The sequence below is a fragment of the Sedimentibacter hydroxybenzoicus DSM 7310 genome, from assembly GCF_013403245.1.
GTDB classification, from domain to species: Bacteria; Bacillota; Clostridia; order Tissierellales; family Sedimentibacteraceae; genus Sedimentibacter; species Sedimentibacter hydroxybenzoicus.
The window spans coordinates 364,379-382,414 of the sequence record NZ_JACBNQ010000002.1 but is presented as its reverse complement, the minus strand read 5'-3'; the positions used below and the strand labels follow the sequence as shown (position 1 = coordinate 382,414).

Here is an 18,036-nt window from a genome sequence, read left to right as displayed (position 1 = left end):
TATCTCCAATTTACCACCATTTTCTGCCGCTGGTATTTAATATTTCACATCCGTTTTCCGTAACAAGAACTTCGTCCTCTATACGACAGCCGCCAACACCGGTATTATACAATCCCGGCTCAACAGTAATAACCATTCCCGGTCTTAAAATTGTCTTATCACCCTCTGCCAGCACCGGAGGCTCATCAACTCCCAATCCTATGGCATGTCCTAATAGTGTAGCCGGACCATTATAATAGTTTGTATGATTTTTATTGAAGCCGTTGTCCAATGCTATTTTACCGGTTATCCGCTCAAGGCTTTGCGCCGTAACTCCCGGCTTCATTGCCGCAACGGCTTGGTCAAACATATGAAGTACTAAATCCAGAATTCTTATCTGCTCAGGGGAACTTTTACCTACTACGGTTGAACGGCAGATATCTATCATATATCCGTCCAATTTTCCGTTTATCTCCATATGTACCATATCTCCCGAATCAATTATCTTATCTGAAGCAAAAACTAATTCATATGCCGTTTCCGACCTTATACCTGACTGACATGTAGCAAAAGCCCCTGTAACTCCTCGTTTTGTCAACTCGGAAGTAATAAACTGATATACGTTGTATTCACTGAGTCCCGGACGGAGATAGTCACGAAGCAACAGTGCCACTTCATCAGCAATTTGTGCACCTGCACGAAGTATACCCAGCTCATACGGACTTTTGGTTGCTCTTAAATTCATTACAATATCATCACATGGGATAAATCGTGCCTGATACAGCTCCTTCTGAAGATCGTTGTAAAGTGTAACAGCCAATATATCCATGCCGACTATTCCAATATCAGCCTTCCCCAGTCCTCTCTTATTCATCTCCCGGGCAATATCCTCAAAGAGATTGTCACCATACTGCACATCACTGATGTAAAGGTCTTTTTCGTAAAAAGGTGTTGTTGTAAGAACGCATGGATTTCCTTCTACGGGAAGTATAATAGCTGAATATCCTCTTCCCTTGAAGCCATATCGTCGGGGATGCCCGGGCAGCATAGGCTGATGGCCCGTAAGATACATCAGATCTCCTACTCTTCTGGGAGCGAGTCCGAATATCAGCAAGCAGTCAACACCTCTGTTTGATGCTTCAATCCTGACCTTTTCAATTCTTTGTTCATATTCATTTCTAAGATTTATATTCATTTATTCTGCTCCATATATTTATTCATAAGTAGTGACTGAAGTACAACAATCGTCACCCTTTAAAATATTTTTACCCGGCGTATATATTACATGTTCGCTGTACCCTTCTCTTATAGCGGTATCAACCATGCAGTATATGTGTCCGACTTCCGCCCAATCTTTTTTCATCCATACATCCGCAAACGTGCAGCTTTCGGTAGTATTATATTTGCAGTCTTTCTCATATATGCGGTTTGGACTCCAACCGGCAGCAATAGGTATATCATAATATTTGTCCAGATTTTCAATAGTTAGTTCTTCGCCTGCAGCTTTTACCTTCTCTGCTATATTGCGGCCGCGCTCACGACCAAATTTTATTATTGCCTTTTCAATAGTTTTTTTTGCATCATCCCCAAAGTCATCTATCATCTCCTTAGTAAGGTAATAATATAATAATGCCATGTGGTTTGATATTTGCTTTACAGCACTTTGAGTTATATTATCTGACATGTTTTTCTTCCTTCCATAAATTAATTTATTTTGTAATTAAATCCTTTATTACTTCCTTGTTACCTATAGTCTCAATAACATAGAGCTTATCAGCAGCAAGTCTGACGGCACATCCTAACTGAGACTTCCCGTTCACCTGCATAATACATGCTCCGCATTTTCCCATTCTGCACAGGCACACCGGATAGGCTATAGTCCTGTCAAGATTTTCATATATATATTGCAGGGCTGACAGAATATTCATTCCTTCTTCAAAGGGTACTTCAAATTCATCATATGTCTGTCCATGTCTTCTCAATTTTATATTGACATTTTTATTATTGCTTTTCATATCTGCTGCACCCCCTGTACCTTCTGAGTTGAGACAGAGCAATTACTCATTTTAAGCTGTCCGTTTGACTTCTCCACTGTTATGTTACAAAACATACTATCATTTGGTTTGTTATAATCCTTGCGGTAATGACTTGAACGACTCTCTTTACGGTGAGCCGCAGCAGCCGCAGTAATCCTGATTATGTCACACATATTAGCAAGGCTCATCGCATCAATCCATTCTTTGTTATACACTCTGTCCCCATGGCAGCATAAATGCGGTATCTTGTTTTCCACCTCGTCACAAATACGTATAGCACGTTCAAGCTCTTTTTGTTCACGAACAGGTCCTATTGTTTCCCAGGCAGTTTTTTGCAGTTGCTTTTTGAGTACTACAGGATCCTCACTGCCATTTCCACAAAACATATCTTCTAGTTTTTTATAATAAGCATACTCTTCTTCTTTAGACGGAGTCGTCACTTGGGCAGAAGCTGCCGTGCGAGCAGCACTGTGACCTGCTATGTTTCCTGTTACCAATATTTCACTCATGGCATTTCCGGATAATCTGTTTGCCCCATGGATACCACCGGCACATTCACCTGCAGCAAAAAGACCTTCTATGCCTGTAGAACAATCTGTGTCAATTTTTATCCCGCCATTCCAAAAATGGGCCGATGGCATGGATTCTATACCGTCCTGCATCAGATCAGGTAAAAAATCCTTTTCATCAAAGCCTGTTTTTTTGCCTTCATACCACTCAGTGTAGTATTCAAATAAATTTTTTGGTATGTGGCGTACGGATACCCATACCCCGCCATTTCGACCTCCGCGACCTTCCAATATCTCAAGCGTCGATGCTACGGCAATTTTATCCCGTGTGCTTTTTTCGCGCCGTTCAGGATCCCACTTTTCCATAAATCTTTCTCCCTCACGATTATATAAATGAGCTCCTGCTCTGCACATAAGTACAAAGGGGTAATTGTTTCCTATGAGTGAAGACGGTGAACAGCATCCCATCAGAAACGTCTGAAATTCCATATCGACCATCTTTGCTCCGGCTCTGTATGCCATAGCCATCCCATCTCCCATCAAATCATTGGGAGCCGTTGTTACGGGAAAGACATTCATTGCCCCTCCGGTAGCTATAATTATTGATTTTGCTGATATTGTGGTGAATTCTCCATTCATTATATTTACAGCGTATACACCTGTCGCACATCTGTCTTTGACTATTATATCAAGTGCTATTACACCTTCCAGTACTTGTATAGTAGGTCTGAGTCTTATCTGACGCGCAAGAGTATGAGCAAAATTGTTTCCTTTGATAATAATTGCCCGACGATAGGTATGTCCCGGAGATATTGCAAAGTTTTCAACCTTTGCTCCCCAATCTATCAATTCTTTAACACGCCGGGGTGCCTGATCAGCAAAAACATCTACAAGCTCTTTATGATTAAGACCCCAGCCGCTTTTAATCGTATCCGCTGCAAATTGCTCTTTTGAATCTTCAATATCACCATTAAAGCCAAGAAGTTTTGTAATACTGTTACTATCTACACTTACGTCAGCACATGCTGTAACAGTTGAGCCGGATACGCCAAGACGCCCCTTACTTAGTATCATAACATTCGCCCCATCATCGTGAGCCGAGATTGCGGCGCGCATACCTGCACCTCCGCTGCCAATAACCAGTACATCCGTAATCAAATGATTGTAATTCTTCATGTAGCATTCCTCCTCTGTATATAAGTATAATCATATTGTCTATACTTTTCATCAATTAATATAGACAATATGATATTCTACTTTCATATCATTCTAAAGATATCTTGTTATAAAATTAGAAATATTGTTCCATGTAACAAGAAGTATAAGAATATATGATATAATCAAAGTAGCATTAAAAATTGGCTTCGGCTTAAACTCTCCCATTTCTTTTTTGTTTAACAGCATAATTATGAATATACCCAAAAGCGGCATACTTACAATTGTACAGGCAGCAGCAATCATCAGCATCTGTACCGGTGCCTTTCCTATAGAAACACCTAGCACACATCCAAATATTAATATGACTAAAGAACAGACACGAACTAATTTATCTTCCATACCATATGGCTTGCCTAATCCCGAAAGAATAAGCACAGACCCCATCTGAGCATTTACTATCATAGATGATACTGCAGCACTTAACAAGCTTAATCCCATAAGATATCTGGCCGCTCCGCCTATTATCGGAGTTAATTGTTCTGCCATATCCTGAACCGAAGTTACGGTTACCCCTCTCGGATGCAGCACGGCAGCACTTGTAAGCATTACCAAAACTACTATAAGTCCGATTGAGCCTACTCCAACAGCTGTGTCCCATGTAATATTATTGTTTCTGATATCTTCAAGTCCCCATTTTTTCTCTTTTCCAAGATATGTACCATAAACGATACCCGGCAGTGAGCAGGTAGACCCGATAAATGCTAAAGTAGTAAACATAGATTTTTGATCAGGAAATTTAGGTATCATTCCTGAAGCCATCCCGCCTATAGATGGTCCGCCTGTCGCTATCAAAGAAATCCCAAAACAAGCTATCATTGCGAAAACACAGACTTTCATAACCTTTTCAATTTTGACAAAAACATTTTTGCTTAAAATAAAGTATACGCTTGCCAAGGTCATAACAACACCGCCGATTTTCCAGTCCAGACCCGGAAAGAGCAAGCTTACACCCATTCCTGTTCCGCTGAAATTACCAACCTGATACGCAACACTTCCAAGCAGACATGCAATACCCGTGATGACACCTAATGCCGGACCATAATATTTACGAATGGCTTCAAGAGTAGGATGTCCCAATACCAGTGAACTAACGTATGCCCCTCTGACGAACATTGCTCTTACAACTATTGTCAATATAACCATCCATAGCAGTGCATAGCCATAGGATGACCCGAGAACCGATGCCGTTGTTACTGATGCAGGCCCTATACTCGCAGCTGCCATTATAAGACCCGGTCCGCTGATTTCAAGAATACGTTTGATTTTAGATTTTTTTGTTGAATTTCCTTCCATTTGATTACCTCCCTTTTTTATATAACTTATTTAATAATTAAATCCTCAATATTTTGTCATACAAGTACGCAAAATCTTTTACCTGTTTCATTGCATCAGATATGCGGTTCTTATTTTTTACAAGCTGCGTCACTACCATACCATATTCAAAGGAATCTTTATCCAAGCTGTTAAGAGTGTCTAGATCGGCTAACAACGGCACCATAGCCGAGAGCTTTGTATATCCGTAGCTATCTTGCTGATACTTCTCAGAATAGGTCTGAAATACGTTTGTAGTCAATCTGCTTACAATCATTACAAAGCGATTATAATCTTCTATTCTTGCTGCATCTGTAATTTTAAATGCCCGTTTTTGAATCAATTCAACTGCTTTTCCAGCTTCTGATACTTCGTTGCATAATGATGCAAGCTCAAAATCACTGCCATATTTCTGTGCAAGCGCCATTACCCTGTCTTCCATGCTTTCAAATTTCTTTTTGAAGTTATAAGGTAATATATGGCTTTGTGCCAATTTCCATATCAGTGATAATGTTACTCTCGTATCTTTATATAATGTTTCTATATCGTATTTATCAAGACCATCTTCACAAGTATGATTCCACCATCCCAATGTAGCTCCGTGATTACGATCCATTACTTCCTGTGTGTAAGACATTCTCTGCGCAACTGCGGGGACACCTATACCCATAAAACTTTGATCTCCTATTTTCTTAAGTGCCATAGCCCTGATGGCATCGATTTCAACACTGTCGTTTGCATTTCTCTCGGCAAATTCTATGAGTTCATCCGATGCCTTTATTTCAAATATTTCAGTTTCGCGTACTCCTGTAGAATCTATATTTATATATCCGATACATTTATCATTGATCAAATTCCAATTGTTATCTACAAACCATGTAGATCCGGAAGCTTCTGCAATTTCATGACCGTTCCAGAAAACAAAGTATATATCTCTATCTAATTCATCTTTATGCTTTGCCAATATTCGGCAGATTTCAAGGTTAGTAGCATTTCCGGTAGCATTACAGGTTACTCCGGGCATCCATGCATCAATATGTGATGCCACTAAAATAAACTGTTCACTTTTGCCATTTCCATGTAATATACCTAAGGGCTGATGAACTTTACTCCATTCTCTGCTGGCTTCAGCTTTAACCTTAATTTTTACCGTCTGCCCCGAAACACACAGCTCCTTCATCTTTAAACCGTCTTTTCTTGTTATGCTGATTCCTGTTATATCGGGAATGTCTTCTAAAGTATTTTGGGTTGGATTCCCCCAGACAGCCTTCAATCCTCTATTGCAGATTACCTCTTCATCATTTCCCCAGTTCATACAGATTATACCGGCAGCCTTCATGCTGCTTGCAATCCGGGCCTTTTCAGGTACAGGAGGCGAATATGATACTTCAACAAGAACCATCTTGCCCGAAACGTCTATTCCCTTATAATCATCGTAAGAACCGCTTTTCAAATATACTACTTCGAAAACTTCTCCTTCTTCTGAGGTAGATTTAATGTGGGCACATGGCAGGCTGTCCATCTTTATTGCTATGGGTGATATAATTTCTAACTCGGAGCTGACAGGGTTGCTGTTATACGTGTAAAATTCCTGATTAAAAACTTCCAGCCCGTATTGCTTCATTCTATCGGTTATATATTCGGCTGCAAATTTTTCATCATAGCTTCCTGCAAGTCTATAAGGCGTATTGTGTGTCAGCCACTCTACAGTTTCCCTGACTTTCTCTTTGTTTACTTCATTAATTATTCTTTCAATGTTATCCATGATGCACTCCTTTTTAATCATTAATCAACCAAGTTACTTGGTCACCCTCTTGTTGTAAAAATATAATGCTTCCTTGATTCTTATACAGGCGAAGCATTTTAAACGTTTGCACATTCTATTCTATATTGTAAAATATATTCTGTCAACTGATTTTTTTTTAATTATTATCGTATGAATAGCATAAACTATTACTTCTAAAATGTATTGAAAGATTTAGAATTTGATAATAAAAAAACAGATATTATTATTTACAGCAAAATATCAATAGTGCGTTGGATATGGTTTTTCATTGCATTTCCGGCACGTTCAGCATCACGACACTTCATACCTTCAATAATCTCTCCGTGAGCCTTCATACTTTCTTCCACTGTGTGTACTATGAGAACGTCATGGAATGTACTGTTCATTATCTCAAATGTAGTTTTAAACGCTATATTAATGATTTGTTCCAAAAAATTATTCTTGCATTTTTTCGCATACATACGGTGCATATCAAATTCACCGTTCGTAGAATCACTTTCCTTTAAAGCTTTATAAAGCTTGTCATAATACTCACATATTTCGCGAATATCATCATCAGAAGCATATTTCACCACTAATTCTACTGCCTTTGTTTCTAAAACCTGACGCGTTTCATAAATTTCCAAAAGCGAATATCTTTCAAGCTTTTTAGATAAACTTTCATTGTTGATATCGTATTCCTTATCCGGAAGAGTACGCAAGAATCTGCCTTTACCTTGCCTTGACATAATTATTCCTCTATTTTCAAGAATATGAAAGGCTTCTCTCAAAACATTCCGGCTTATATCCCATTTCTTAACTAATTCACGTTCCGATGGAAATTGATCGCCCGGTTTAATCTTATGTTCATCTATAAGCTTATATAATGCTTCTACCACTTCTTCATAAAGAAGGGTACGATTCATTCCAATTTTCATCTTGATTATCTCACTTTATTATATTATTCTTCCCAAGTTCTATATATTAATATATATATTAACATCTCCGATGCCTGTAAGTCAATATTAATTACTTCAAGCAAGGGCTGCATTCAGAAAACGGTATAGGAATTTTTCCTATACCGTTTATTGATTTTCTCTTAAATTCTTTCTAACTTCATTCCTGTGTCGATTCCATTCAGGTTCTGAACTTCCATTGCAGCATCATCAGCCTTTTCAATTGTATCTGCCAATGTTTCTTTTTTGATGAATTCAGCAAACTCATTAACAGCTTTGTCTATTTCTTCTGTACCTTTATAGAATATTTTTATTCTGTCCATCATTTCATATCCGTTATTCTTTCTCATCTGCTGAACCTTGGATGTAAACTCACGGGCAAAGCCTTCATTAATCAAATCTTCGGTTAACTCCGTGTCTATGATTGTAAATAAATTGTTGCCTGTTGATACATCGTATCCCTCTTTTGCAGCTATACGGATATCCAAAAGCTCATCATTAAGCTCTACTGTCTGACCATTTACAGTTAACTCACATTTTTCTCCTGACTGAACCTTGCTGATTATTTCCAAAGAATCAGCTTTCGCTAATTCAGCGGCAAAAAGCTTAACATTGCTTCCAAGCAAAGGTCCTGCAACCTTAAAGTTCGGTTTTAGTGAGAAATCCATGAATTCCTTCAAATCATGTTCGAACACAACTTCCTTAACGTTCAATTCTTCTTTTATCAACGGAACTAAATCTTCTATCAATGCCTGATATTTTCCGTCTATATGAATTTTTCTTATTGGCTGTCTTACTTTTATTTTCGCATTTTCTCTTGAGCTTCTTCCAAGCTTAACGAGATCCTTTACAAGGTCCATTCTCTTTTCAACATTTTCGTCTATTAATTCTTCGCAAGCTTCAGGATAATAGCTTAAATGAACTGATGCTTCGCCTGTTAAGTTTCTGTATATTTCTTCAGACAAATAAGGTGCAAAGGGAGCTGTTAATTGCGCAACGCCAACCAGTATTTCATAAGTAGTGTTGTAAACTGCCTTTTTGTCTTCAGTAAGCTCTGTAGCCCAGAATCTTCTTCTTGAACGTCTGATATACCAGTTTGACAAATCTTCATTTACAAATTCCTGAATTGCCCTCACCGACTTGTTATGGTCATAAACACCCATGCTTTCTCTTACATATTTAACCAAATTGTTGAATTTAGATATAATCCATCTGTCCAGTTCAGGTCTTTCCTTGTATTCAATGAAGAATTCCTTAGGATTTATAGAATCTGTATTGGCATAAAGCGAGAAGAATGTATAAACATTTTTTATAGTTCCGAAATATTTGCTTAATACTTCTTTTAATCCGTCCTCATCAAATTTTGTAGGTGACCATGCAGGTGAAACGTATAATAAATACCATCTCAATGCATCTGCGCCGTATCTGTCAAACAAATCGAAGGGATCAACCGTATTTCCTCTTGATTTAGACATTTTCTTGCCGTATTTATCAAGTATAAGGTCGTTAACCAGCACTCTCTTATATGGAGATTTACCCATAACAAATGTGGAAATTGCTATCAATGAATAGAACCATCCCCTCGTCTGGTCGATACCCTCACATATGAAATCTGCCGGGAACAAATCGTCAAATCTTTCTTTATTTTCAAACGGATAGTGCCATTGTGCATAAGGCATGGCACCTGAGTCAAACCAGCAGTCGATTACATCCTTGACTCTTGTCATATGCTTACCGCATTCGGGGCAAACTATATGAACGTCATCAACATAAGGTCTGTGAAGCTCTATTGTGTTTTCATCTATTTTTTCTACTGCTTTTTCAGCCAAGTCTTTTCTTGAGCCGATGCTTTCCACATGACCGCATTCACATCTCCACAGCGGCAGCGGAGTACCCCAGTAACGGCTTCTTGAAATAGCCCAGTCATTTAAGTTTTCAAGCCAGTTGCCAAAACGCTTTTCACCGACAAATTCAGGATACCATTCAACAGAATTGTTATTTTCAATCAATATATCCTTTAATTTCGTCATCTGAATGTACCAGCTCGGTCTCGCATAATACAATAAAGGTGTATGACATCTCCAGCAGTGCGGATAGTTGTGGAGAACCGGTTCCTTTTTATAAAGCTTGTTATTTTCCTTTAACCATTTTAATATCGGCTGATCTGCATCCATTACAAACATATCAGACCACGGTGTTCCTCTGAATCTGCCTGAGTCGTCGACAGGATTTAAAACAGGAAGTCCGTATTTAACTCCCGTGTTGTAGTCATCCTCACCAAATGCAGGAGCAGTATGAACTATACCCGTACCATCTTCAGTTGTTACATAATCGGCACACGTTACATAGAATGCTTTTTTATTTGCAGGTACTTCAACGAAAGGCATGAGCTGTTCATATTCGATGAACTCTAACGCTTTACCCTTCATTTCCTCCAACACTTCATATTCTTCATTTACAACCTTATCTGCCAATGCCTTTGCAAGGATGTATACCTCGCCTTTTACATCTTCTTTATCTTTTGTTTTTACCTTTACATAATCAACCTCCGGATGTACCGCTAAGGTAACATTGGACAATAAAGTCCACGGAGTTGTTGTCCATGCTATAAAATATTCATCTGCATCTTTTCTCTTGAATTTTGCATATGCAGTTACTGTTTTTATTTCTTCATATCCTTGTGCAACCTCGTGAGATGCAAGACCTGTTCCGCATCTCGGGCAGTATGGAAGTATTTTATGACCTTCATACATGAGTCCCTGCTTGAACATGTTGTCAAGTATCCACCATTCTGACTCAATATAGTCATTTTCCAATGTGATGTACGGGTCATCCAAATCTATTAAATAAGCCATACGTTCAGTCATTTCGCGCCATTGTGCTTCATAGGTAAATACCGAATGACGGCACTTTTCATTGAATTTATCGATACCGTATTGTTCAATATCGTTTTTGTCCTTTAATCCTAATTGCTTTTCAACCTCGATTTCTACGGGCAGTCCGTGAGTGTCCCAGCCTGCTTTTCTGTTTACCTGAAATCCTTCCATCGTTTTGTATCTGCAAACAGAATCCTTCAATGTTCTTGCTATAACGTGGTGAATGCCCGGTCTGCCGTTGGCTGTCGGCGGTCCTTCGTAAAAAATAAAGGGTTCTTTATCTTTTCTTGTTTCAACACTTTGTTTTAATAAATCAATCTCATTCCAATATTTTGATATTTCTTGTTCATACTGTTTATAATCTGCTTTTGAGATATCTTTAAATTGCTTCATTCTTCTCCTCCTGTAATAAAATAGCCCCATGTCAAAGACATGGGACGAAAATCGCGGTACCACCCAAATTACATATAAATACTTTAAATATATGTCACTCGAAAATTTAACGCATTTATACGTAATTTCTTACTGTTATTTCAGAAATTATACTCATGGATGATTTTCAACGCATTTGGAATTATAACCTCACACCAAACGATTATATCTCTTTGAGACCGACCCGCGCCTACTGTTCCAATCACTGTATTTGGATTTTAATATACGTATCATCTTACATTAAATCGAAAATATTGTCAAGAATAAATTTCTTTAACCATACTAACTTCTCGACAATCAAGTGGTTATGATATTTTTAATAACTAATAACAAAATTCTTATTTTTGTTTATTAAATTGAAATCCACCAACACACTCCAAATTTATCAATAACAGTGGCACAACATTTGCTCCACGGAACTTCATGAATGGGATTAATAATAACACCGCCATTACTCAAAATATTAAAGGCATTATAAACCGATTCTTCGCTTCCCATCTCAAAAACGTTAAAAGTCATTGTTTCCCATTTCATTTTGTGAACTAAGTTTATGTCACAAGGGTTTGCTGCTTCGCCTAATGCTAAAAAACCTTCACCATTTACGGATAATTCACAGTGTACATAAGCAGTTTCGGTATCATTTTTCACTTCAAATGTAATTTCTGCGCCAAAAGCTTTGCAATACATTTCTGCCGCTTCAAAACTATTTTTCACATAAACTTGGGTATAATTTTTCATATTTACCTCTGCACAAAATATAAATACCATTACACAAGCTTTTTTTGCTTGACTTGCGTACTATATTTTAACTAATCTTGATTTATTTGTAACTTAACTATAAATATCATATATCTATACATATTTCTCCTGTTTATCTTACAGTCTTAAAACAAAACAACAATTAATTAAATTTTACCACAATATAAGACATACTTCCAGCGTAACTTTACATGATTGCACATCAAATTAATATCAGAATAAATTGATTTATTTATGAAACAATATTTAAAACCATATTAAATAAGAAAGAGGTAGTGTATGGAATACCCAAGACGTTCATATTGGCATGAATCGGCTGATAATAAAATTGAAGCTACACAAAATAGTGATAAAGTAAACGGCAGCAGCTATGATGTTTTAATAATTGGCGCAGGATTAACCGGACTTAACACTGCTTATTTGTTAAAGGACAGCGGACTTAAAATAGGAATAATAGAAGCCACAACGGTCGGCTATGGAGTAACCGGCTATACAACTGCTAAAATTACGGTTCAACACGAATTAATTTATGATTATTTAATAAACAGCTTTTCTCTTGAGGAAGCTAAAAAATATCTTAAAGCCAATGAAGAAGGAATAAGGCTATATAAAAAAATAATCGAAGAAAATAATATTCAATGTGATTATAAAGAGCAAACAGCATATGTCTATGCCGTAACCGACCGGGAGCATGATGAAATAAAAAAAGAGCTTGATGCCTACGAGAAGCTTGGAGTTGACGGTTTTTACACCGAAAGCATTCCTCTACCCATAGAAGCAAAGGGTGCCATAGGCATTAAAAATCAAGGCCAGTTTAATCCTCTTAAATATTTATATACACTGTATAACATTATAAACCGGACAGAAAATTGTGAAGTTTATGAAAATGTAAGGGCTCTTAATATTGAACCTTCAGACGGTAAACATCTTGTGACAACAGATGCAGGAGAAATAAAAGCCGATAAGGTAATAGTAGCGACACATTATCCCTTTGACAACAGCTTTGGGCTATACTTTTTAAGGTTGTATCAGGAAAAGTCATACATTCTTGCTGCTAAAACAAAAGAAGAACCGTTTGAAGGAATGTACATAAATCACACTGAACCTGTATACTCCATGAGATATCAATTTTCTGATAAGGAAAATATTTTATTGTTAGGAGGGGGAAAGCACCGTACGGGAGAAAAGGAAAATGAAGAGGATTCCTACAGGGAATTAGAGGATTTCTTAAACGAAAACTTCCCGGGTGCCGAAATAGTTTCAAAATGGTCGACGCAGGACTGCAAGAGCTACGATAAAGTACCTTTTATAGGCTTGTACTCCAGCAGCGTAGATAACTTGTATGTTGCAACAGGCTTTAAAAAGTGGGGTATGTCCCATTCTGCCGCCGCAGCCATAATTTTAAGAAATAAAATATTGAATATAGAGGATGATTTTTCTGATGTGTTCAATCCGTCGAGATATACAGTAGCACAATCTTCAAAGGAATTTTTTAATTCAGTGGGCGTCATATTAAAATCCTTTGCAAAAAGAATTGCTCCGCCCCCTGACGATGTAGATGATATTGAGGTTGGAGAAGGTAAAATTATAAATTACCACAGCATGAAGATTGGTGTATATAAGGATGAAAAGGGAGATTATTTTGTAATCAATCCCGTATGCTCTCACCTGAAATGCTCTCTTTCATTTAACGAAGCTGAAAAAACATGGGATTGTCCCTGTCACGGTTCAAGGTTCGATATAAAAGGAAATGTACTTGAAGGTCCGGCAGTTAAGCCCTTAGATCGGATTCATAATGTAAAAATATCACAATAAAAAACGAAGTTCTTTTTCCAGTCAAATATATGCAAAACTAAAATATGATTTTAGTTTTGCATATATTATTTCTTAGAAGAATTTTTATTGAATGTGTGTCGCTTTACACTGATATATGTCGTATACGTCCTTTGTGTACTTACCATCTTCGCCGTAAATATAAAGCGGTGGGTCAAATTTCAATTCGGGATTTCCGTTTTTGGAAGCTCTGATTAAAATCATGTTTGGCTTCTCGGCAGCTCTTGGGTGAACAAAACGTATCTGTTTCGGCTCCAGACGGTATTTTCTTAAAAGGCACATTATATCTGCCAGCCTGTCGGGGCGGTGAACCATGTAAAAACGTCCGTATTGCTTTAAGAGGGACGATGCCTTGCTTATGACGTCCTCTAAGGAGCACATTATTTCATGCCTTGAAATTGCCTTTTTATCGGAAGGATTTATAATGCCGCTGTTGTTCAGTTTGTAGGGCGGGTTGGAAATTACCGCGTCAAAGGAATTTGGCTGAAGATAATTCAAAACATCCTTAAGGTCAATATTCAGCACCTCAATTTTATCCTGCAGATTATTAAGCATGACGCTTCGCCTTGCCATCTCTGCAACTTCCTCCTGTATTTCGATTGCGTATGCTTTGGAATAATTTCTTTTTCCGCTTAAAAGTATAGGTATTATTCCTGTGCCGGTACCTAAATCGACTACGATGGAATTGTTTTTTATGTCGCAGTAATTTGTCAGCAGGACTGCGTCCATGCCAAAGCAAAACCATTTTTTATTTTGAATGATTTTTAATCCGTTGCACTGCAGGTCTTCAATTTTTTCATTTTCTTTTAGTTCTATGTTCACCTACTGTTCTCCTATCTTTAAAAGAATCCGCTCTCCAACAGTTTCTTTGTATAGCTTTCTTTTGGGTTTAAAAATATTTCCTTTGCATCTCCCATTTCAACTATATTACCCTTGCTCATTACGATTATGGTATCGGACATATAGTTTACAACACCTATATCGTGAGAAATAAACAGGTAGGAAATATTATATTCCTTTTGCAGCCTTTTTAATAAATTCAGTATTTGTGCCTGAATCGAAACGTCCAATGCCGAAACCGGCTCATCGCAGACTATCACCTTTGGGTTTACAGCCAGGGCTCTTGCTATAGCTGCCCTCTGACACTGACCACCGCTGATTTCAGAAGGATATTTGTTTTTTATATCCTTATCCAATCCAACCTTCTCCAGCATTTCTTCAACCTTAAGCATTGCATCTTTTTTGTTCTTTTCTATATCAAAAGTTATTAACGGAAAAGCAATATTGTCCCCTACGGTATAATTGGGGTCCATGGAGCCCTTGGGGTCCTGAAATATGAATTGGACATTTTTCCTGTAATCGTGGCATTCTTCATTCGTCATTTCAGCGATATTTTTCCCATAATAAAATACATTGCCAAAGGATGGGTTTTGCAATCCTCCTGCAATTTCGCCTGTTGTTGATTTCCCGCTTCCGGACTCTCCTACAATCCCTACAGTTTTTCCTTCTTCAACCTTAAAGGATGAATTTTTAACTGCCGTCACTTTTTCCTGTGTCCTACCTGTGAGGAAATGCTTTTTTGTTATATATTCTTTTCTTATGTTTCTTACTTCAATAACTGTTTTCATTTTTCCTCTTAATATAGATTGCATCTGTAATAATGTCCGCTGTCATTATGTTCCTTTACACTTATGCCGCAAACATCCATAGCAAAGGGACATCTCTCTTTAAACAAGCATCCTTGGCTGTCTCTTCCTTTTTCGGGAACGAACCCCTTTATTTCAGGAATCGGTTCGTTTTTCTTAATATTCATAGTAGGCATCATTTTTATTAATAATTGCGTATAGGGATGCTTTGGATTTTCAAATATATCTTTTGAATACCCGGATTCCACTATCTGACCGGCATACATCACACCGATTTTGAGGCAGTAATGCTTTATCAGGCTCAGGTCGTGGGATATCAATAATATCGAGATACCCGTATCCCCATTAATTTTCTTAAACAATTCCATGACCTGCTTTTGCACTGTACTGTCCAATGCGGTTGTAGGCTCATCTGCTATTATAAAGGCAGGATTATTCATCAATGCCATTGCGATATTTACTCTTTGGCGCATGCCTCCGCTTAATTGCCACGGATAAAAATTAAGAATGCTTTCCGGATTTTCAAAACCCACCATATCCAAAAGCTGTAAGCTGATTTTCAAGCCCTCCGCTTTACTTCTTTTCATATGGTGCACGTATCCATCGGCTATCTGATTTTTGATTTTTATCATGGGATGCAGGAAAAATACGGTATTTTGCGGTATATATCCGGCGTTTTTACCTATATACATAGTCACCTCATTTTGTGATGCTTTTAATATATTTTTACCCGCAACATTTATTTCGTCTGCCGTAAATTTTAGTCCCTCAGGCAGCAAATTGATGATTGCTTTTGCGGTCAGGGTTTTTCCCGAACCCGATTCTCCCACCAATCCGTATATATCTCCCTTTTCAATGGTAAGGGATGTATTGCTCACAAGAGTATTTTTTCCGTCTTTTATGTGAAGGTTTTTTAATACAACTGTCTCATTCATCGTCGGACCTCCTATGAATCAGCATATCGTTCAATCCGTCCCCAATCAGTATAAATCCAAGAACTGTCATAATTATCGCTATTCCCGGAGCCACAGCTAAATAAGGATAATTGAGAAAAAACTGTCTAGATTCGCTCAGCATCAACCCCCAGCTGGCAAATGGCGGCTGTATACCGAGACCTAAAAATGACAGTGATGTTTCAATCATAACTGCAGAACCGATGGCTGAACTGAATTGAGTTACCAGCCTCGGAAGCATCGCAGGTATATAATGCCTCATAAAAATTGTTAAATTTGAACTGCCGTAGCTCCTTGCAGCCTTTATATACAAAAGATTTTCGGTATCCAATATCATCGAATAAACTAAGCGGGAAAAAACAGGCACCATAAAAATGCTTATGGCAATTACCGAGCCCTTGATACCCCTTCCTACAACCGTAACAAGCATCAGGGCGAGCAATATTCCCGGAAAGGCCATTAACCCATCCATTATTCTCATGATGACAGCGCTTAAAAGCTTATTGTTAATTGCGGCAATTGCCCCCAATATAATCCCGATAAATGTACCCAGGCTGACTGAACCGATTCCTACAAGGAGAACGTTCCTTGATCCGTACATAATCCTTGAAAGTATATCTCGTCCAAAATTATCGGTTCCCAAAATATACTCACTGTTCACCCCGGGCTTTAAGAATTTTTGTGAAATATTCATTTCATTCGGTTCATGGGGCATGTATATGAATGACAATAAGCAAACTGTCAAAATTATAATTACAAGGAAAATTCCAAGAGCTATGCTTAAATTCTTTTTCATTATTCTCCTCTTTCGACGGATTTAATCCTTGGATTTATAGTCATTATAAGCAAGTCAACCATCAGGGTAATAAATATAACCGTCGTGGTAATAAACATTACCAGTCCTTGCAAGAGAACTATGTCTCTTCTTTCAACTGCGGTTAAAACCAATCTTCCTATACCGGGTAGAGCAAAAATAGTTTCTACAACCACCGTTCCTCCCGCAAGCTTAGCAAACTGCATGCCTATAATTGTAACCGGTGCAATCAATGCACCTCTCAATGCGTATTTCATATATATTTTCCATTTGTTGAGCCCCTTGATCCTTGCGGCATCCATGTAATCCTGCTTTAATGAATCAAGCATGGAGCTTCTGACTATCCTGAGAAGAGTCCCCGTTTCACCTATGGCAAGAACTATTGCAGGAAGGGCGATACTTTTTAAGAACCCTGCAAAGCTGCTGCTTATGGGGACGAATCCGGATATAGGGAACCATTTTAATCTGAGACCAAAATAAACAATAAAAACCATTCCTATCCAAAAGGAAGGAATGGCTGTTCCAAGCTGCATAATGCTCCTGGAAAAATAATCTATTATTGAATCCTTTTTCACAGCAGACAGAATACCGAAAAAAAGAGCTGTAATCGTTGCTATGAGCATGGCGAAAACTGCTATTGAAAATGTAACAGGTATCGCTCTGATTATTAATGAAGTAACTGCTTCGCCATAAATATAGGATGTTCCCAGGTCAAATTTAAGCAAATCAAGTAACCACCCTAAATATTGCTGATAGTATGGTCGGTCTAAGCCCATGGCAATGCGAAGGTCTTCTATTGCCTCAGCAGTTGCGTCTGTTCCCAGGATGAGCTGTGCAGGATTTCCCGGTATAATCATGAGAACAAAAAATGTAATCATTGATACAACCAGCAGTATAACTAAAGAGCTTTTAACTCTGTTTAATACATATTTTAACATCTTTCACCTTA

The 18,036-nt window shown here is 37.9% G+C and carries 15 protein-coding genes and 1 other annotated feature; of the genes, 1 reads left to right on the top strand and 14 read right to left on the bottom strand.

Translation table 11 applies throughout. The annotated features are described in order from the left end of the window. Nucleotides 1-10: 10 nt before the first annotated feature. The 9 genes from HZF24_RS04395 to HZF24_RS04355 form a co-directional block, all read right to left on the bottom strand. A complete protein-coding gene (locus HZF24_RS04395) occupies nucleotides 11-1,174 on the bottom strand; it encodes a M24 family metallopeptidase (RefSeq protein ID WP_179237054.1) in 1,164 nt (387 codons plus the stop codon). An 18-nt stretch (nucleotides 1,175-1,192) separates the two neighbouring features. Beyond that, nucleotides 1,193-1,663, bottom strand: coding sequence for an L-2-amino-thiazoline-4-carboxylic acid hydrolase (locus tag HZF24_RS04390; protein ID WP_179237053.1), 471 nt, complete (start codon nucleotides 1,661-1,663; stop codon nucleotides 1,193-1,195). A gap of 25 nt (nucleotides 1,664-1,688) precedes the next feature. Further along, the gene (locus HZF24_RS04385; RefSeq protein ID WP_179237052.1) at nucleotides 1,689-1,994 is read right to left on the bottom strand and encodes a 2Fe-2S iron-sulfur cluster-binding protein; all 306 of its coding nucleotides are present in this window, start codon (nucleotides 1,992-1,994) and stop codon (nucleotides 1,689-1,691) included. Next, nucleotides 1,991-3,700: an FAD-binding protein gene (locus HZF24_RS04380; RefSeq protein ID WP_179237051.1), complete on the bottom strand. Its 1,710-nt coding sequence runs from the start codon at nucleotides 3,698-3,700 to the stop codon at nucleotides 1,991-1,993. Before HZF24_RS04380 ends, HZF24_RS04385 begins: the two co-directional genes overlap by 4 nt. A 93-nt stretch (nucleotides 3,701-3,793) precedes the next feature. Next, nucleotides 3,794-5,035: an Nramp family divalent metal transporter gene (locus tag HZF24_RS04375; RefSeq protein WP_179237050.1), complete on the bottom strand. Its 1,242-nt coding sequence runs from the start codon at nucleotides 5,033-5,035 to the stop codon at nucleotides 3,794-3,796. A 37-nt stretch (nucleotides 5,036-5,072) separates the two neighbouring features. Next, nucleotides 5,073-6,818, bottom strand: coding sequence for a M28 family peptidase (locus tag HZF24_RS04370; RefSeq protein ID WP_179237049.1), 1,746 nt, complete (start codon nucleotides 6,816-6,818; stop codon nucleotides 5,073-5,075). Between the two features lie 248 nt (nucleotides 6,819-7,066). Next, the gene (locus HZF24_RS04365; RefSeq protein ID WP_179237048.1) at nucleotides 7,067-7,756 is read right to left on the bottom strand and encodes a FadR/GntR family transcriptional regulator; all 690 of its coding nucleotides are present in this window, start codon (nucleotides 7,754-7,756) and stop codon (nucleotides 7,067-7,069) included. A 161-nt stretch (nucleotides 7,757-7,917) separates the two neighbouring features. Then, nucleotides 7,918-11,043, bottom strand: a complete 3,126-nt coding sequence (ileS, locus tag HZF24_RS04360; RefSeq protein WP_179237047.1) for an isoleucine--tRNA ligase — start codon at nucleotides 11,041-11,043, stop codon at nucleotides 7,918-7,920. Between the two features lie 37 nt (nucleotides 11,044-11,080). After that, nucleotides 11,081-11,297 (bottom strand) — a binding site (T-box leader). A 136-nt stretch (nucleotides 11,298-11,433) separates the two neighbouring features. Beyond that, a complete protein-coding gene (locus HZF24_RS04355) occupies nucleotides 11,434-11,820 on the bottom strand; it encodes a VOC family protein (protein ID WP_179237046.1) in 387 nt (128 codons plus the stop codon). A gap of 300 nt (nucleotides 11,821-12,120) precedes the next feature. Here HZF24_RS04355 and HZF24_RS04350 point away from each other — a divergent pair, with 300 nt between their 5' ends. Then, a complete protein-coding gene (locus tag HZF24_RS04350) occupies nucleotides 12,121-13,656 on the top strand; it encodes an FAD-dependent oxidoreductase (protein WP_179237045.1) in 1,536 nt (511 codons plus the stop codon). An 84-nt stretch (nucleotides 13,657-13,740) separates the two neighbouring features. On the opposite strand, the gene HZF24_RS04345 is transcribed toward HZF24_RS04350, so the two are convergent. Genes HZF24_RS04345 through HZF24_RS04325 form a run of 5 tightly spaced genes read right to left on the bottom strand, consistent with a single transcriptional unit; the run spans nucleotide 13,741 to nucleotide 18,025 of the window. Continuing rightward, nucleotides 13,741-14,496 (bottom strand): tRNA1(Val) (adenine(37)-N6)-methyltransferase, encoded by a 756-nt coding sequence (locus HZF24_RS04345; RefSeq protein ID WP_179237044.1) that lies wholly within the window; start codon nucleotides 14,494-14,496, stop codon nucleotides 13,741-13,743. Between the two features lie 17 nt (nucleotides 14,497-14,513). Further along, entirely contained in the window at nucleotides 14,514-15,302 is a 789-nt protein-coding gene (locus HZF24_RS04340; protein ID WP_179237043.1) for an ABC transporter ATP-binding protein, read from the bottom strand. 8 nt (nucleotides 15,303-15,310) lie between these two features. Beyond that, the gene (locus tag HZF24_RS04335) at nucleotides 15,311-16,255 is read right to left on the bottom strand and encodes an ABC transporter ATP-binding protein (protein WP_179237042.1); all 945 of its coding nucleotides are present in this window, start codon (nucleotides 16,253-16,255) and stop codon (nucleotides 15,311-15,313) included. Next, complete coding sequence (locus HZF24_RS04330) at nucleotides 16,248-17,069, bottom strand: ABC transporter permease (protein ID WP_179237041.1); 822 nt, start codon at nucleotides 17,067-17,069, stop codon at nucleotides 16,248-16,250. The genes HZF24_RS04335 and HZF24_RS04330 overlap by 8 nt, the downstream gene beginning before the upstream one ends. Beyond that, entirely contained in the window at nucleotides 17,069-18,025 is a 957-nt protein-coding gene (locus HZF24_RS04325) for an ABC transporter permease (protein ID WP_179237040.1), read from the bottom strand. The genes HZF24_RS04330 and HZF24_RS04325 overlap by 1 nt, the downstream gene beginning before the upstream one ends. Nucleotides 18,026-18,036 lie beyond the last annotated feature (11 nt).

Coding starts and splice junctions, on each gene's coding strand:
- HZF24_RS04365 (WP_179237048.1), bottom strand. CDS start 7,756: ATGAAAATTGGAATGAATCGTACCCTTCTTTATGAAGAAGTGGTAGAA.
- HZF24_RS04355 (WP_179237046.1), bottom strand. CDS start 11,820: ATGAAAAATTATACCCAAGTTTATGTGAAAAATAGTTTTGAAGCGGCA.
- HZF24_RS04375 (WP_179237050.1), bottom strand. CDS start 5,035: ATGGAAGGAAATTCAACAAAAAAATCTAAAATCAAACGTATTCTTGAA.
- HZF24_RS04385 (WP_179237052.1), bottom strand. CDS start 1,994: ATGAAAAGCAATAATAAAAATGTCAATATAAAATTGAGAAGACATGGA.
- HZF24_RS04335 (WP_179237042.1), bottom strand. CDS start 16,255: ATGAATGAGACAGTTGTATTAAAAAACCTTCACATAAAAGACGGAAAA.
- HZF24_RS04340 (WP_179237043.1), bottom strand. CDS start 15,302: ATGAAAACAGTTATTGAAGTAAGAAACATAAGAAAAGAATATATAACA.
- HZF24_RS04380 (WP_179237051.1), bottom strand. CDS start 3,700: ATGAAGAATTACAATCATTTGATTACGGATGTACTGGTTATTGGCAGC.
- HZF24_RS04390 (WP_179237053.1), bottom strand. CDS start 1,663: ATGTCAGATAATATAACTCAAAGTGCTGTAAAGCAAATATCAAACCAC.
- ileS (WP_179237047.1), bottom strand. CDS start 11,043: ATGAAGCAATTTAAAGATATCTCAAAAGCAGATTATAAACAGTATGAA.
- HZF24_RS04325 (WP_179237040.1), bottom strand. CDS start 18,025: ATGTTAAAATATGTATTAAACAGAGTTAAAAGCTCTTTAGTTATACTG.
- HZF24_RS04350 (WP_179237045.1), top strand. CDS start 12,121: ATGGAATACCCAAGACGTTCATATTGGCATGAATCGGCTGATAATAAA.
- HZF24_RS04395 (WP_179237054.1), bottom strand. CDS start 1,174: ATGAATATAAATCTTAGAAATGAATATGAACAAAGAATTGAAAAGGTC.
- HZF24_RS04330 (WP_179237041.1), bottom strand. CDS start 17,069: ATGAAAAAGAATTTAAGCATAGCTCTTGGAATTTTCCTTGTAATTATA.
- HZF24_RS04370 (WP_179237049.1), bottom strand. CDS start 6,818: ATGGATAACATTGAAAGAATAATTAATGAAGTAAACAAAGAGAAAGTC.